9 protein-coding genes are annotated in these 13,022 nt (G+C 52.5%); 5 read left to right on the top strand and 4 right to left on the bottom strand.

Annotated elements, in window-relative coordinates; genetic code table 11:
* Positions 1-86: 86 nt before the first annotated feature.
* The 3 genes from ftsN to priA form a co-directional block, all read right to left on the bottom strand.
* Positions 87-1,091, bottom strand: a complete 1,005-nt coding sequence (gene ftsN / locus WBL83_RS16400; RefSeq protein ID WP_424590155.1) for a cell division protein FtsN — start codon at positions 1,089-1,091, stop codon at positions 87-89.
* An 89-nt stretch (positions 1,092-1,180) separates the two neighbouring features.
* The gene (gene cytR / locus WBL83_RS16395) at positions 1,181-2,215 is read right to left on the bottom strand and encodes a DNA-binding transcriptional regulator CytR (protein ID WP_424590154.1); all 1,035 of its coding nucleotides are present in this window, start codon (positions 2,213-2,215) and stop codon (positions 1,181-1,183) included.
* Positions 2,216-2,380: 165 nt separating this feature from the next.
* Complete coding sequence (priA, locus tag WBL83_RS16390) at positions 2,381-4,576, bottom strand: primosomal protein N' (RefSeq protein ID WP_424590153.1); 2,196 nt, start codon at positions 4,574-4,576, stop codon at positions 2,381-2,383.
* Positions 4,577-4,784: 208 nt separating this feature from the next.
* Between priA and rpmE the strand changes: the two genes are divergently transcribed.
* The gene (gene rpmE / locus WBL83_RS16385; protein WP_424590152.1) at positions 4,785-5,000 is read left to right on the top strand and encodes a 50S ribosomal protein L31; all 216 of its coding nucleotides are present in this window, start codon (positions 4,785-4,787) and stop codon (positions 4,998-5,000) included.
* A gap of 186 nt (positions 5,001-5,186) precedes the next feature.
* Here rpmE and metJ read toward each other — a convergent pair whose 3' ends face one another.
* Positions 5,187-5,504 carry a met regulon transcriptional regulator MetJ gene (gene metJ / locus WBL83_RS16380; protein WP_034461414.1) on the bottom strand — a complete coding sequence of 106 codons (318 nt, stop codon included), beginning with the start codon at positions 5,502-5,504 and terminating at the stop codon, positions 5,187-5,189.
* Positions 5,505-5,766: 262 nt separating this feature from the next.
* Between metJ and metB the strand changes: the two genes are divergently transcribed.
* The 4 genes from metB (at position 5,767) to katG (ending at position 12,961) form a co-directional block, all read left to right on the top strand.
* Complete coding sequence (gene metB, locus WBL83_RS16375; protein ID WP_424590151.1) at positions 5,767-6,927, top strand: cystathionine gamma-synthase; 1,161 nt, start codon at positions 5,767-5,769, stop codon at positions 6,925-6,927.
* 2 nt (positions 6,928-6,929) lie between these two features.
* Positions 6,930-9,362 carry a bifunctional aspartate kinase/homoserine dehydrogenase II gene (locus tag WBL83_RS16370; RefSeq protein ID WP_424590150.1) on the top strand — a complete coding sequence of 811 codons (2,433 nt, stop codon included), beginning with the start codon at positions 6,930-6,932 and terminating at the stop codon, positions 9,360-9,362.
* A gap of 276 nt (positions 9,363-9,638) precedes the next feature.
* Entirely contained in the window at positions 9,639-10,529 is an 891-nt protein-coding gene (gene metF / locus WBL83_RS16365; RefSeq protein WP_424590149.1) for a methylenetetrahydrofolate reductase, read from the top strand.
* A gap of 245 nt (positions 10,530-10,774) precedes the next feature.
* On the top strand, positions 10,775-12,961 hold the full coding sequence (katG, locus tag WBL83_RS16360; protein ID WP_424590148.1) for a catalase/peroxidase HPI: 2,187 nt from the start codon (positions 10,775-10,777) through the stop codon (positions 12,959-12,961).
* The last annotated feature ends 61 nt before the right edge of the window (positions 12,962-13,022 follow it).

Genomic DNA, 13,022 nt, shown 5'->3' with positions numbered 1-13,022 from the left:
AGACCCCTTATTGCATCAGCTAAATAAGTACCCCGATGTTATATCGGGGCTGAATGCAATTATAGATGGGGGGGATTTTGGGGGTTTCAACCCCCGCCCAGACGAATGCAGTTAGAGTGACCGGCCATCTTCAGACGATTCAGAGTGCCTTCGGCATTGTCCTTGCCTTTAATCGGGCCAATCACCACGCGGTTCCAGCCATTATTGGTGGTAATGCGTGAATCAAAGCCTTCAAATGCCAGCTGCGCACGCACGGTTTCTGCCTGCTCACTGCCTTTAAAGGAACCACACTGTACCATCCAGCGTTTTTCGTCTTTCTGCTTCTCCTGAGGTGCCGGAGTCGGTTTAACCACATCGATAGGCGCTGCCGGTTGAACCGCTTTTGGTTGCGCCTGTTCACGCGGTTGTGTCGCTGGTGTTGCTGCACGCTGCTGAGTATGCGGCGGGGTTTGCAACAAATCCTGGTACGGCTGCTGCGTTGACGTAGTGGTACGCGGCTGCTGCTGTACTTGACGCGGTTGCTGCGTGACGGGCTGCGACTGCTGTTGTACGGCTCGTGGTTGCGGCGCAACTTGTTGAGCAGTGAACGGCTGTTGTTGTACTTGTTGCTGCTGAATGGCTTTCTGGCGCTGGAGTGTGTGCTGACGCTGTTCTGGCGTCTGCTCATTCCATGGCACTTCATTCAACTGAGTTGGCTGCTGGCGCATATCCGACTGCATTTGCTCCAACAACTGGCGCTGTTCGCTGGTGAGCTGATCTTTATTCTGCACTTCGCCACCGGCAGTTGGCTCAGTAGGACTGCGCACGCCAGTCTGGCGATTCTCCAGCTCTTTGATATAACGCCAGCGTTCTTCTGGTTTAGGTGGAAGGCCATTACCTGTAACTTTATGACCAGGCAGGGTTTCGCTTTCATCTTTCTTATGATGAGTAATGAAGTACAGAGCACCAATAAAGGTCACCAGAACGGCTGCCGCAATGGCGACCATTGTCGGCGAGACAGATGCCAGGCTGCGTTGCTTGTTGCGGGTGCTACTTTTCTTACGCCGCGTACCTGCCGATTGCCCGCGGCGTACATAATCTCGTTGTGCCACTATCGATTCGCTATATTTTTTACGTTTATCAGCCCGCCATGTTACTTAATGGACATCCCTTTGACCAGAATCCAGTGTCCTAAAGCGGTTCATTTTCTACTGCCTGGTGCGCTGGTGGAGCCTCGTTCAATGAGCTCACAGTCCAGTAAACGCGAACCACTACTCACGGCTTGCCCGTGAAGCTGATCCAACAGCAACAGCATAGCTTCTCGCCCGATGTCGAAACGGGGTTGAGCTACGGTGGTGAGCGGTGGGTCACAGAACTGTGAAAGAGCAATGTCATCAAAGCCCATGATGGATAAATCTTCCGGCACGCGTAAGCCGCTGCGCTTGGCCTGAGACAGTGCTCCCAGCGCCATCACGTCGCTATGGCAGAACACGGCAGTCGGTGGATTCGGTAGCGCCAGCAATTTTGCTAACGCCGCGGCACCGGCTTCATAGGTAAAGTTTCCCCGCGCGATGTAATGCGGATCGATGACCGTTCCCGTGCGACGCAAGGCCTGCACGTACCCTTGCAAGCGGTAGTGACAAAGCGGCATCTCTTCAGGGCCCGCAATACAGGCAATTCTTTGATGGCCAAGCTGCTGCAGATAATAAACGGCGTTAAACGCGGCCGTCAGGTTATCAATGTGAACGGTTGGCAGTTCCAGTTCAGGGGCAAATTCGTTCGCCATGACCATTGGCGGTAAATTGCGCTGCTCTTCAATGCTGGCATCGAAGGGAAGACGTGAACCAAGCAATAGCATCCCGTCAATCTGCTTGGTGATGATCAGATTGATGAAGGTTTTTTCCTGCTGATTTTGATGAGCACAATCGCCAATCAACACCAAATAGCCTTGTTCCGCTGCCGTCACTTCGATACCGCGAATAATTTCGCTAAAGAAGGGATCGCAGATATCCGGGACAATAACCAGAATGGTACGAGACTCATTACGCTTTAAATTTCGCCCCAAAGAATGGGGTAAATAACCAACGGCTATTGCCGCTTCTTCCACACGATTACGAGTGCTTTGCGATACTTTGTCCGGGTTCATTAGTGCCCTGGACACTGTTGCGGTTGAGACTTTCGCCTGGACAGCAACATCTTTCATGGTTGCACTAGCAACCTGATTCTTCGGCTTCAACTTCTTCTCCTCGCGTGCACACGACAGGTGCTGACAACGTCCCTGGTGTCTGACCATGTTCACATTCTTAGCAGAAATTGATGTTCGTTGGTTACAGTTATTTCATTAAAAGTGTGATGGTTGTTGAATTTTTCGATCCGCTTCGCATATCCATAGGGCTTTGTGCTAGCCGTCTATCGGGTCAACGTCCAGCATCCACTTCACCTTGCGTGATTCCGGCAAGGTATTGACCAGTTTCAGCGACTGGCTAACCAGGCGTTGCAGACGCGCTCGCGAAGGGTGTTGCAGCAGAATTTGCCAGCGGAAACGCCCACCTCGTTTAGGCTGTAAACAAGGTACTGGCCCCATAATCCATAACTGCTCATCTCTTAATGGACTGGACTCCAGCAGATTGCGCAATTGCTGTAAAAAAAGCGGAGCCTGATGGTTATTCTGGTCTTCCGCACGGAACATGATGTGACTGGTAAATGGCGGCAAGAAGACTGTTTTGCGTTCTTTAAGCGCCTGGCTTGCGAAGTCGTCGTAACCATTGGTGAGCAATGTCTGTAATAAAGGATGCTCAGGATGGTGCGTTTGTAGCAGGACTTCACCTTGTTTGCCTGCTCGACCCGCACGCCCAGAAACCTGAATGTAGAGTTGGGCAAAGCGCTCCGCTGCGCGGAAATCGGCTGAAAACAGTGCGCCATCGACATCCAGCAAAGCCACCAGAGTGACGTCCGGGAAGTGATGGCCTTTCGCTAACATTTGCGTGCCAATCAAAATACGCGCGCCGCCGCGATGCACTTCCGCCAGTTGCTGCTCGAGCGCCCCTTTTCGGCTGGTAGTATCACGATCGATACGCGAAATCGGCACACCCGGGAATTCTGGCGCAAGGCTATGCTCAAGCTGTTCTGTGCCCATTCCCACCGGAACCAGATTGGTTGAACCACAGTGTGGACACTGCTGCGGAACCGGTCTTTGGCTGTCGCAATGGTGGCAGCGCAAATGGCGCTGGCCCTGATGATAGGTGTAGTAGTGGTCGCAACGTGGACATTCCGCAATCCACCCGCACTCATGGCAAAGCAGGGCGGGGGCAAATCCACGGCGATTAAGGAACAGGATCACCTGATTATCAGCCTTCAAATGCTGGCCAATTTTTTTGATGAGTGCAGGTGCCAGGCCAGATTTCAGCGGCTGTCCTTTTAAATCGACGACTTGTTGCGTGGCAGTACTCGCATTACCGGCACGCTTTGTCAGACGCAACTGGCGATATTTCCCCAGTTGAACGTTATGCAGGGTTTCCAGTGCAGGGGTTGCGGAGCCAAGAATAATGGGGATGTCTTCCGCATGGGCGCGATACACGGCTAAATCGCGGGCGTGATAGCGCCAGCCTTCCTGCTGTTTATAGGAGCTGTCATGCTCTTCATCAATGACGATGACGCCGAGTCGGCAGAACGGTGTAAACAGTGAAGAGCGAGTGCCGATGACAATCGCGGCCTCGCCGCTGCGGGCTTTTAACCACACGGCAAGACGTTCGCTGTCGTTTAGCCCGGAATGCAGAACTTCGACCGGTGCGTTAAAACGTTCGCGGAAACGGGCGATGGTTTGTGGCGTCAGTCCGATTTCTGGCACCAGAACCAGGGCCTGCTTGCCTTGCGCCAGCACGTTTTCCAGCACGCTGAGATACACTTCCGTTTTACCAGAACCCGTAATCCCCGCCAGAAGCCAGACTGCAAAGTGATCGGCCGAGCTATGAATCGCCCCGATTGCGGTGGCTTGCTCAGTGTTCAGGCGTAAACGTTCACCTTCGACGGAATAGCTGTCACGCCAGTCAGTGGTAGCCGGTGCGGCACTTTTCAGGTCGCACAAACCTTTGGTGCGTAAAGCCTGTAACCCCGCCTCACTGATTTCCAGCTCGTTTACCTGATGACGCCAGATGATATTTTGCCGAACCGCCGCCAGCGCCTGTTGCTGTTTTGGGGCTCGTTTCAGACTGTTAAGGTCAACAGCTTTGCCTTCTTCGGTCGCGAACCAGTACCACAACGGTGCGTGATGTGCCGCTTTACCCTGACGCAGCAAAATAGGCAAGGCATGGAAAAGCACATCCCCAAGTGGATGGTGATAGTACTCGGCGGCCCAAAGCAGAACGCGCCAGAGTGATTCGGGATACAATGATTCGCTTTCCAGAACGTCTGCCACGGGTTTGAGATCGCTGAGCGGTAAATCGCTGTGCTCACTGACGGCCACGACAATTCCGACAGCCTGGCGTTTGCCAAACGGCACCATGACGCGACAACCAGATGCCACCTGCATTCCCGCGGGAACGAGGTAATCAAAAGTTCGAGCAAGGGGAACCGGCAAAGCGACGTGGGCGACAGGCATTAATTATTCCGAAATGCTAAAAATGACGAGATAGTGTACACTGTGTGTTCCAGAAAATGCGGATCAGTTTGCATCCATTCGCGGGGTTCTGTATGATTCGCCGCCTTTGATGCGCAGTTTTTGGTATCAAAAAACCTAATTTATCAACTTCGCGTGGTGTCTGGCGTTAGGGCTGGAAGAGCGACGCGGCCTTATACAGAGGTTTTCCATGAAAAAGAATATTCACCCGAACTACACAGAAATTACTGCAAACTGTTCTTGCGGTAATTCTATCAAGATTCGCTCTACCGTGGGTCATGATCTGAACCTGGACGTATGTGGCGAATGCCACCCGTTCTACACTGGCAAGCAGCGTGATGTTGCTACCGGTGGCCGCGTTGACCGCTTCAACAAGCGTTTCAGCGTTCCAGGCGCGAAGAAGTAATTCGCTGCACGGTAAGAAAAAGGCGCCTAACGGCGCCTTTTTTGTTATTCCCGTCATCATTCAAGCCGTAGGGGTGTTGGCTGCACTCACTCACCCCAGTCACTTTTCAGTAAGCTCCCGGGGATTTGCTCCCTTGCCGCCTACCTACGACTCGAATGCTATAGAGAATAAGGATCATTCCTGTAACTAGTATTCCCAGGTCTCTGGATCAATCCCCAGTTCGCGCATAATCACCTTCGCCGCTTCAGGGATCTCATCGCTACGCTCTTTGCGCAGATCTGCATCGTTAGGCAACGGTTGGCCAGTAAACGCATGCAGGAAGGCTTCGCACAGGAGTTCACTGTTAGTCGCGTGACGCAGGTTATTCACCTGGCGACGGGTACGCTCATCGGTGAGGATTTTTAACACCTTCAGAGGAATGGAAACCGTAATTTTCTTTACTTGCTCACTCTTCTTCCCGTGCTCAGCGTAAGGGCTGATATATTCGCCGCTCCATTCAGCCATGAGATACTTAATCCTCTTATCAATGTATATATGCCTCAATCGGACGCGTCGCGAGAGAAGCGATTTTCTGGTCGTAGTGTACAGCGTTTATTGATTCGCGGTCTGCGACGCTATCACCCTAAAGCGTATAATTTTAACGGCTATTGCGCGTTTGCTCAATCTATACGCAAAGAAGTTTAGATGTCCAGATGTATTGACGTCTAACTCAGCAGTGTTTACTCTGGTGCCTGACCTTTATTCGACCAGCAAGGATTCGAGAGCCATGACGCGTAAACAGGCAACTATCGCAGTACGTAGCGGTTTAAACGATGACGAGCAATACGGCTGCGTTGTACCGCCTATCCATCTCTCCAGTACTTATAATTTCACCGGATTTAACGAGCCGCGCGCGCATGATTACTCGCGTCGTGGGAATCCTACGCGTGATGTTGTCCAACGTGCACTGGCCGAACTGGAAGGTGGCGCGGGTGCAGTGCTGACAAATACCGGTATGTCAGCAATTCACCTGGTCACGACTGTTTTCCTGAAACCTGGCGATCTGCTGGTGGCTCCACATGACTGTTACGGCGGCAGCTACCGACTTTTTGATAGTCTCGCAAAACGCGGCGCCTATCGCGTTTTGTTTGTCGATCAAGGTGATGAAGCGGCATTAAGTGCAGCACTTAACGAAAAACCAAAACTCGTGCTGGTCGAAAGCCCAAGTAATCCCTTGTTACGAGTGGTAGATATTGCGAAAATCTGCGCCGCTGCGCGTGAAGCTGGGGCAATCAGTGTGGTGGATAACACCTTCCTGAGCCCGGCGCTGCAAAACCCGTTGTCATTGGGCGCGGATTTGGTTCTGCACTCTTGTACTAAATACCTGAATGGCCACTCAGATGTTGTTGCGGGTGTGGTGATTGCGAAAGACGCGGAAACCGTCACTGAGCTTGCCTGGTGGGCAAACAACATTGGCGTAACCGGCGGTGCTTTCGATAGCTACTTGCTGCTGCGCGGCCTGCGTACGCTTTCACCACGAATGGAAGTGGCGCAACGAAATGCCCAGGCGATTGTCGACTTCCTGCAAACGCAACCGCTGGTGAAAAAGCTGTATCATCCTTCGCTGCCAGATAACCAGGGCCATGAAATTGCTGCTCGTCAGCAAAAGGGTTTTGGCGCGATGCTGAGTTTTGAATTTAATGGTGACGAGCAAAAGCTGCGTCGCTTCCTGAGTAGCCTGACTCTCTTCACTCTGGCGGAATCGCTGGGTGGGGTAGAAAGTTTGATTTCACACGCGGCGACGATGACCCATGCGGGCATGGCACCAGAAGCGCGTGCGGCAGCGGGGATTTCAGAAACCTTGCTGCGTATTTCGACTGGCATTGAAGATAGCGAAGATTTAATTGCTGACCTGGAAAATGCATTCCGGGTTGCAGCCGAGGGGTAAGCATGAGTGTTTCAGCACCAGCAGGGGCGCCGGTTCGTCAACTGCATAAATTTGGTGGCAGTAGTCTGGCAGATGTGAAGTGTTACCTGCGCGTTGCAGGGATTATGGCCGAGTACTCTAATCCTGGCGATATGATGGTGGTTTCCGCCGCCGGTAGCACAACTAACCAGTTGATAAATTGGTTAAAGTTGAGCCAAAGCGATCGTCTTTCTGCTCATCAGGTTCAACAGGCGTTACGTCGTTATCAGAGTGAGTTGATTAGCGGCCTTGTGGCACCTGATGTTGCTGATAGCTTAATCGGTCAGTTTATTCATGATCTTGAGCGTCTGGCGGGTCTGCTGGATGGCAAAATGACCGACGCAGTGTATGCCGAAGTCGTGGGTCATGGTGAAATTTGGTCTGCACGTCTGATGTCTGCGGTGCTGAATCAGTTAGGTCACCCAGCCGCGTGGCTGGATGCGCGAGAATTTATGCGCGCTGAACGTGCTGCTCAACCCCAAGTTAACGAAGGCTTATCCTGGCCTTTACTGCAAGAACTGATGGCGCAACATCCGCACAAACGCCTCGTTGTGACCGGCTTTATTTGTCGTAATGACGCGGGCGAAACCGTGCTGCTTGGGCGTAATGGTTCTGACTATTCAGCCACCCAGATTGGTGCGCTAGCCGGGGTTTCCCGCGTGACCATCTGGAGTGACGTTGCCGGGGTTTACAGCGCGGATCCACGTAAAGTGAAAGATGCGTGCCTGCTCCCACTCTTACGTCTTGATGAAGCAAGTGAACTGGCGCGTCTGGCAGCACCTGTCCTGCACGCACGTACCTTGCAGCCGGTTTCCGGTAGTGACATCGACCTGCAATTACGTTGCAGCTACTCCCCGGAGCAAGGCTCAACACGTATCGAACGTGTACTGGCATCGGGTACTGGTGCGCGTATCGTCACCAGCCACGACGATGTTTGCCTGATTGAACTGCAGGTTTCCCCGCAGCAAGATTTTAAACTGGCGCACAAAGAGCTGGATACGTTGTTGAAACGTGCTCAGATTCGCCCGCTGTCAGTCGGTGTTCACCCTGATCGTAACCTGCTGCAACTTTGCTACACCTCAGAAGTTGCAGGCAGCGTGTTAGAAACGCTACAGAAGGCGAGTCTGCCTGGCGAATTGCGCTTGCGCGAAGGCCTGGCGCTGGTAGCAATGGTCGGTGCGGGTGTGTGCCGTAATCCTCTGCATAGCCACCGTTTCTGGCAGCAGCTAAAAGACCAGCCTGTTGAGTTTATCTGGCAGTCTGAAGACGGAATCAGCCTGGTTGCGGTACTGCGTGTTGGCCCAACTGAAAACTTAATTCAGGGTCTGCATAAGTCCCTGTTCCGCGCTGAAAAACGTGTCGGTCTGGTGCTTTTCGGGAAAGGGAATATTGGTTCTCGCTGGCTGGAACTATTTGCCCGCGAGCAAGAAACCCTCTCCGCGCGTACCGGTTTTGAATTCGTTCTGGCAGGTGTGGTGGACAGTAGCCGCAGCTTGCTCAATTACGAAGGTCTGGATGCCAGCCGTGCGCTCGCTTTCTTTAGCGACGAAGCGGTAGAGCAGGATGAAGAATCACTGTTCCAGTGGATGCGCTCGCATCCGTATGATGATTTGGTGGTTCTGGATGTGACGGCGAGCGAGCAGTTAGCCGATCAGTATCTTGATTTCGCAAGCCATGGTTTCCACGTCATCAGCGCCAATAAACTGGCCGGTGCCAGCAACAGCCAGAAATATCGTGAAATCCGCAACGCATTTACCAAAACTGGTCGCCACTGGCTGTATAACGCCACCGTGGGTGCAGGTTTGCCGGTAAACCATACCGTTCGGGACTTGCGTGAAAGCGGTGATTCCATTCTCGCTATCAGCGGCATTTTCTCCGGTACGCTCTCCTGGCTGTTCCTGCAATTTGATGGCACGGTGCCGTTTACCGATTTGGTGGATCAGGCCTGGCAGCAAGGATTAACCGAACCGGATCCACGCGTTGATCTCTCCGGGAAGGACGTGATGCGTAAACTGGTGATCCTTGCCCGTGAAGCGGGTTATGACATCGAGCCGGACCAGGTGCGTGTTGAATCGCTGGTGACTAACGGCAGCGAAGAAGGCTCCATTGACCATTTCTTTGAAAATGGCGAAGAGCTGAATGAGCAGATGGTTCAGCGTCTGGAAGCGGCACAGGAAATGGGCCTGGTACTGCGTCACGTGGCGCGTTTTGACGCCAACGGTAAAGCGCGTGTGGGCGTCGAAGCGGTTCGTCCGGAACATCCTCTGGCCTCGCTGCTGCCATGCGATAACGTGTTTGCCATTGAAAGCCGCTGGTACCGCGATAACCCGTTGGTGATCCGTGGGCCAGGTGCAGGACGTGATGTGACAGCGGGTGCGATTCAGTCTGACCTTAACCGTCTGGCGCAGTTGCTGTAATCTCTGCACGCCCTTATCCCAACCTTCTCCTCCCAGGAGAAGGAGTCGATTGGTTTTCTCCCTCTCCCTGAGGGAGAGGGCTGGGGTGAGGGTTTTTTCTTACGATCTTCCCAACATGAAGAAAATTCAATTTGATTGAGAATTCCTCATTTCTTGTATTGAATTATCAGTTGACGGCGTCATGCTTTTCCTTCATCTTGCTATCTGGACGTCTAAACGTCTGGATGTAGTAAAACACAACACCACATAATAAAATGCGATTGATGAGGTAAGGGTATGAGCTTTTTTCACGCCAACCAGCGGGAAGCACTGAATCAGAGTCTGGCCGAAGTTGCCGGGCAAATTAACGTTTCCTTTGAATTTTTCCCGCCGCGCACCAGTGAAATGGAACAAACCCTGTGGAGCTCAATTGATCGACTCAGCAGCCTGAAACCAAAATTTGTCTCCGTGACTTATGGCGCAAACTCTGGCGAACGTGACCGTACGCATAGCATCATCAAAGGCATTAAAGATCGCACGGGTCTGGAAGCGGCACCGCATTTGACTTGTATCGATGCCTCCCGCGACGAATTGCGTGCCATTGCGCAGGATTACTGGAATAACGGTATACGTCATATCGTTGCCTTGCGCGGTGATTTACCCCCTGGTGGCGGCAAGCCGGATATGTATGCTTCGGATCTGGTGACGTTACTGAAAGATGTCGGTGACTTTGATATTTCGGTCGCCGCTTATCCGGAAGTTCACCCTGAAGCGAAAAGTGCGCAGGCTGATCTTATCAATCTGAAGCGCAAGATAGATGCCGGTGCGAACCGCGCTATCACCCAGTTCTTCTTTGATGTGGAAAGCTACCTACGATTCCGCGACCGCTGTGCCGCGGCGGGTATCGATGTCGAAATCGTGCCGGGCATTCTGCCAGTGAGTAACTACAAGCAGGCACATAAATTCGCCACCATGACCAACGTGCGTGTCCCACACTGGATGGCGCAAATGTTTGAAGGGCTGGATAACGATGCAGAGACTCGCAAAATGGTCGGCGCCAATATCGCGATGGATATGGTGAAGATCCTCAGCCGTGAAGGGGTGAAAGATTTCCACTTTTACACGCTGAACCGTGCAGAAATGAGTTATGCAATCTGCCATACCCTGGGTGTTCGCCCGGGCGTCTGATTCAGAAAATGGCCCGTCAGGGCCATTACTTTCCCCGCACTAATCCCTCTCCTCTTCTCAATATCCCTGTTTTTTTAATGGCTATTTTTCAAGATTGACGGGAGCGCTGACGTTTCTTTGAAAAACATTTGCTACCTTAATGTTTGATTAGTAGGAATTAGCTATCAAATCTGTAGTTTTTATCGTCTATAACTTATCTGCAGAGCTGTATATCCTGGTAAAAAAATAGTGAAGGGAGCAGGAAGATGAGCACAAACGAAAGCGATCATAATACGTTGTCCGCAGGAACAGGTAAGTGCCCGTTTCATCAGGGTAGCCCTGATGAAAGTGCTGGAGCCGGAACAAGCAGTCGTGACTGGTGGCCAAAACAACTCCGTGTCGATCTCCTCAATCAGCATTCCACTCGGTCAAACCCTCTGGGTGAAGACTTTGACTACCGCAAAGAATTTAGCAAACTCGATTACTCTGCCCTGAAAGGCGATCTAAAAGCATTGCTTACCGATTCTCAGCCATGGTGGCCTGCCGACTGGGGCAGCTATGCCGGGCTGTTTATTCGTATGGCCTGGCATGGTGCTGGTACCTATCGCTCCGTAGATGGCCGTGGTGGCGCGGGTCGTGGTCAGCAGCGCTTTGCTCCCCTTAACTCCTGGCCAGATAACGTCAGCCTGGATAAAGCTCGTCGCCTGCTGTGGCCTGTCAAACAGAAATATGGCCAGAAAATTTCCTGGGCAGACTTGTATGTGCTGGCGGGGAACGTAGCGCTGGAAAACTCCGGCTTCCGTACATTTGGTTTTGGTGCCGGACGCGAAGATGTTTGGGAACCAGACCTCGATGTGAACTGGGGTAATGAAAAAGCCTGGCTTGAGCACCGTAATCCAGAAGCACTGGCCAAACGCCCATTAGCTGCGACCGAAATGGGGCTGATTTATGTTAACCCCGAAGGGCCAAACGCCAGTGGTGAACCGCTCTCCGCGGCTGCGGCCATTCGTGCGACTTTCGGCAATATGGGAATGAACGACGAAGAGACGGTTGCGCTTATCGCCGGTGGGCATACGCTAGGTAAAACCCATGGTGCGGCTGAAGCAACGCATGTGGGTGTTGACCCAGAAGCGGCGCCTATTGAAGCCCAGGGTTTAGGTTGGACGAGCAGCCACGGCTCAGGTGCAGGTGCGGACGCCATTACCTCTGGCCTGGAAGTGGTCTGGTCTCAAACACCCACTCAGTGGAGCAACTACTTCTTTGAGAACTTGTTCAAATTTGAATGGGTCCAGACGCGCAGCCCTGCTGGTGCCATACAGTTTGAAGCAGTCGATGCGCCAGAAATCATTCCTGATCCGTTTGATCCCTCGAAAAAACGTAAGCCGACTATGTTGGTTACCGATCTCACGCTGCGTTTCGATCCGGAATTTGAAAAAATTTCACGCCGTTTCCTCAATGACCCGCAAGCATTCAACGAAGCGTTTGCTCGCGCCTGGTTCAAACTGACTCACCGCGATATGGGGCCGATTGCGCGTTACATCGGTCCAGAAGTGCCAAAAGAAGAACTGATTTGGCAGGACCCGTTGCCGAAAGCGACATTCAGCCCAACGCCTGCTGATATCGATCACCTGAAAGCTGAGATTTCCCATTCCGGTTTGTCAGTAGGTGATCTGGTTTCTGTCGCCTGGGCGTCGGCATCGACTTTCCGTGGCGGCGATAAACGCGGCGGCGCTAATGGTGCGCGCCTGGCGCTGGCTCCTCAGCGTAGTTGGGATGTCAACGCTACCGCTTCTCGCGCTCTGCCTGCACTGGAAGCCATTCAGAAAGCCTCTGGTAAAGCCTCTCTGGCCGACATCATTGTGCTGGCAGGCGTTGTGGGTGTTGAGCAAGCAGCTGAAGCAGCGGGGATTAGTGTACGCGTTCCGTTTATTCCGGGACGTGTGGATGCGAGCCAGGAGCAGACGGATATCGAGATGTTCAACCTGCTTGAGCCGGTAGCAGATGGATTCCGCAACTACCGTGCCCGTGTGGATGCAGCGTCTACAGAGTCACTGCTGATTGATAAAGCTCAGCAACTGACACTAACCGCGCCAGAACTCACCGTGCTGGTGGGTGGCTTGCGTGTGTTAGGTGCGAATTTTGATGGCGGTAAGCAAGGCGTATTCACCGATCGTCTGGGTGTACTCAGCAACGATTTCTTTGTCAATCTGCTGGATATGCGCACTGAGTGGAAAGCGACGGATGACTCTTCTGAACTGTTTGAAGGCCGTGACCGCCAAACGAATGAAGTGAAACACATCGCGACTCGTGCGGATCTGGTCTTTGGTTCCAACGCAATTTTGCGTGCGCTGGCGGAGGTTTATGCCAGTGGTGATGCTAAAGAGAAGTTTGTGAAAGACTTCGTGGCGGCCTGGGTGAAAGTGATGAATCTGGATCGTTTTGACCTGAAATAAATTTATCTCTGCCATAAAAACAAAAAACCCCGCGCAAGCGGGGTTTTTAATAAACGCTTAC

The organism is Buttiauxella sp. (genome assembly GCF_049686335.1).
Classification (GTDB): domain Bacteria; phylum Pseudomonadota; class Gammaproteobacteria; order Enterobacterales; family Enterobacteriaceae; genus Buttiauxella.
This window is presented reverse-complemented; position numbering and strand designations above follow the sequence as displayed.

Coding starts and splice junctions, on each gene's coding strand:
- metB (WP_424590151.1), top strand. CDS start 5,767: ATGACGCGTAAACAGGCAACTATCGCAGTACGTAGCGGTTTAAACGAT.
- priA (WP_424590153.1), bottom strand. CDS start 4,576: ATGCCTGTCGCCCACGTCGCTTTGCCGGTTCCCCTTGCTCGAACTTTT.
- katG (WP_424590148.1), top strand. CDS start 10,775: ATGAGCACAAACGAAAGCGATCATAATACGTTGTCCGCAGGAACAGGT.
- rpmE (WP_424590152.1), top strand. CDS start 4,785: ATGAAAAAGAATATTCACCCGAACTACACAGAAATTACTGCAAACTGT.
- WBL83_RS16370 (WP_424590150.1), top strand. CDS start 6,930: ATGAGTGTTTCAGCACCAGCAGGGGCGCCGGTTCGTCAACTGCATAAA.
- metJ (WP_034461414.1), bottom strand. CDS start 5,504: ATGGCTGAATGGAGCGGCGAATATATCAGCCCTTACGCTGAGCACGGG.
- metF (WP_424590149.1), top strand. CDS start 9,639: ATGAGCTTTTTTCACGCCAACCAGCGGGAAGCACTGAATCAGAGTCTG.